General features: G+C 58.5%; 2 protein-coding genes. One reads left to right on the forward strand and one right to left on the reverse strand.

Annotated features, from left to right (window positions below; translation table 11 throughout):
* Nucleotides 1–7: 7 nt before the first annotated feature.
* Nucleotides 8–1171, reverse strand: coding sequence for a 6-bladed beta-propeller (locus PPP56_RS01580; protein WP_353562104.1), 1164 nt, complete (start codon nt 1169–1171; stop codon nt 8–10).
* 295 nt (nt 1172–1466) lie between these two features.
* Here PPP56_RS01580 and PPP56_RS01585 point away from each other — a divergent pair, with 295 nt between their 5' ends.
* Nucleotides 1467–2762 carry an APC family permease gene (locus PPP56_RS01585; RefSeq protein WP_353562106.1) on the forward strand — a complete coding sequence of 432 codons (1296 nt, stop codon included), beginning with the start codon at nt 1467–1469 and terminating at the stop codon, nt 2760–2762.
* The last annotated feature ends 463 nt before the right edge of the window (nt 2763–3225 follow it).

Consider the following 3225-nt stretch of genomic DNA (forward strand, 5'->3'; position numbering starts at 1 on the left):
GTTTTCTCTATTTGGAGTCTGAGAACGCACGAAGCACATAGTCGATGTCACCCTCATTCATCCGCTGCTCAAGGTATAGGAAGCCCTGGGGCGTTGGCCCCACGATGGGAGCATCGGTCTGGGTGGCTTCCGGGTCAATGTCGATGTGTTCGCATGCCTCCGCCTCTCCTGCATCTCCAAGACGATGCACATGCAGGTAGCGGTCAAAGGTATCCAGTTCGGCATTGGGATTCGGACGACCGTCCTGGACAAGGGGCGGGTTGTACGTGACCCGCCCATGCTTAAGAATCGCAAGGATGGCGTTGTCGGCTGCAACGGTTCGATAGCTGCTACTACTTTCCATCCCAAACGCCAGCGCCGCAAACGGATCGGCATTTAGCGCGTCCTGATCATCCACATTGAGCGCACCAAGTCGAAACGCTGGGTCGTCTATCGCAAGCCTGTCAGTTGTTTCCGAGGCGAGGTCGTATCGCTGCACGGCAGACACGCTCGGATCCATAAACAACAGGTGGTCACCATAGTGCGCAAGCGTTCCGCTTCCTGATTGCATATGAAGCGCCACTCGCTCTATCGTCGCCTCCTCATCTATCGACAGGTCAACCTCTTCACGCACCTCGGTATCCCAAGCGCGCACAAACGGCTTTCGCGCCCCGCTCTGATACGTATACACCACGCTATCACTGATCACGAAGTCCGACACCGACCATGTAATGCCGCTAAACTCGTCAACCGGCGCCCCATCGGTGCCATACACAATGATCTTCATACCACCAGTGCCTCCGCTGACAACATCGCCCCCTCGCATCTGAACGGACCGCCCCCCGTCCCAAACTGCAATGTTTTCTCCGTGGGCGCGAACGATCGATGGATTTCCATACTCAAAGGGCCCTTGTCCCGACTTGCCCAACTGACGCACGAACGAACCGTCTGCGTCGAAGAGAAACACGCCTGGATCTTCTGTTACAACGGCGAGCTGACCGTTCGGCAGCATCGTGGCGCTCTGGATCGGACCGAGGAGTTGCTCCGATTGGTCGAGCACAATATCTTCTGTCTCCAGGAACTGGTCGGTGCACTGGGCAGATGCGGCGGGCGGACTCCCCGCAAATAGTATTGCGATAAGCACGCCTTGCAGGACAGAAGCGCGGACGTACGACGTATATAGCGTAGACATGGAGGACTGTGTGCAGCGGAGAAATAGATAGAATAGCCTGTATCACACAAAGTATACACGGTCGCTCTCGCATGTGCAAGCAGGACTTCATGTGCAAGCAGTACTGATAGACATGACATACAAATCTAACGTTGCTACAGGACGCGGTTGGGCAGGAAGGCTTGCGCAATGCAGGAAACCCCTTTGTGGGCTACGCGGCCTGGCCTTGACATGCATGAGCACGAATGAACTTCTCATTGCCGCTATCCGTGTGCCGCTTCGCGACCTCATCGATCTCTCCTGAATCTACTTCGCCATGCCCGCCTCCAATAATTCCCCCCGTCTCATCCGAGCCATTGGCGTGCCCGGCGCCGTGCTGCTTGGACTGGGCTCTATGGTCGGCACCGGCGTGTTTGTCAGCATCGGCATTGCCGCGGGGATCACCGGACCGGCGGTGATGCTGGCCATTGCGCTGGCGGCGTGTGTGGCTTCGTGCAACGCGTTTAGCAGCGCGCAGCTGGCTGCCAACCATCCGGTGAGTGGCGGCACGTACGAGTACGGATATGAGTATCTCTCTGCCCCCTTTGGATTTACCGCAGGCTGGATGTACCTCGCGGCAAAGAGCGCCTCGGCAGCCACTGCGGCCTTGGGGTTTGCAGGATACCTGCTGGGTGTGCTGGGGGGCCCCACCGCATGGCTGGTTCCGGTTGCCCTGGCCGCAGTTGTGGTGCTCACCGGCGTGGTACTTAGCGGCATCCGGCGCTCGAACTGGACGAACATGGCGATCGTGTCGGTCACGCTGGCTACGCTCGCCTATTTCGTGATTGGGGGCGCCACGACAACTGTTTCTACCGAGGGCACCGCGCAGTTCTTCGATCCGTTCTTCGATCCGGCCGCAGACGAAGGCATGTTCTCTTCGCTGTTCCATGCAACGGCCCTCATGTTCGTGGCCTTTACGGGATACGGACGCATTGCCACCCTGGGCGAAGAGGTGCAGAATCCGCGCCGTACCATTCCCCGTGCCATTGTGATTACGATGGTGGTGGTCACGCTGCTGTACATCGGCGTGGCCGCTACCGGGGTGGCTGCCATTGGAGCTGATGGACTCGGTGCGGCCACCGATGCTGCGTCTCCACTCGAAGCAGCCGTGCAGGCGCTGGCGCTACCGGGCGGCACCGCTATCATCACGATTGGAGCGTGCACGGCCATGCTCGGCGTGCTCTTGAACCTGCTGCTGGGCCTTTCGCGCGTGCTCCTGGCGATGGGCCGCCGCGGCGATATGCCCGAAGCCACCACCCGCCTCAACGCAGCCCACACTACGCCTACCGTAGCCACACTCGCCATTGGAACGCTCATCTTCGGGCTGGCGCTGATTGGCGATGTGCGCACCACCTGGACGTTCAGCGCGTTCACCGTGCTTATCTACTATGCGCTGACCAACCTGTCGGCACTGCAACTCTCAGCGACAGACCGGCTCTATCCGCCTGTGGTGGCGTGGGGCGGCCTGCTGGGCTGCCTGGGACTGGCGTTCTGGGTTGAGCCTGTCATCTGGGGAAGCGGCCTGGCGCTGATCGCTGCAGGACTTGTATGGCACTACGTGGCGCAGCGGTGATCGGCAGCGTAAAGTCAGCGCCGATAGATAAGATAGCCGGCTTCTTAGCACAACGACTCCGTGTTGCACTTCACTGACTGCCCGACTGCACAGGTGAACTGCTACATTGAACTCTTTACTACGTGCTTACGCAAGACCGCTGGCAGCAGTGGGTATTGGAGAGGGCAGACCGGGTAGCTCTCCCATAGGAGTCTCTCGTCTCCTGAACGGTACGTGCGTATTCAGTTCGTGCGGTACAGCATATCTTGATATATGTGATAACCTCCTGCGTTGACGGTGTTTTTGCACACCTGTAGGCACATACAGAGTGAACTGTAATTTTATTCTTGGATATAGTTCGTTTTTCCACAGGATGACGCGCTGCCGCCCTGCTCGCTATCCGTGTCATTATCCGTCTTTATGCCTATGTCTGCTCATCAGGTTGCCCCCACACAAGCACCATCCCTCAACCCCCGTAAATCGC

This window comes from Longimonas sp., assembly GCF_040409695.1.
In the GTDB taxonomy this organism is placed as follows: Bacteria; Bacteroidota; Rhodothermia; order Rhodothermales; family Salinibacteraceae; genus Longimonas.

Excerpts from the sequence above, each read along its gene's own strand:
- PPP56_RS01580 (WP_353562104.1), bottom strand. The coding sequence starts at position 1,171 with ATGTCTACGCTATATACGTCGTACGTCCGCGCTTCTGTCCTGCAAGGC.
- PPP56_RS01585 (WP_353562106.1), top strand. The coding sequence starts at position 1,467 with ATGCCCGCCTCCAATAATTCCCCCCGTCTCATCCGAGCCATTGGCGTG.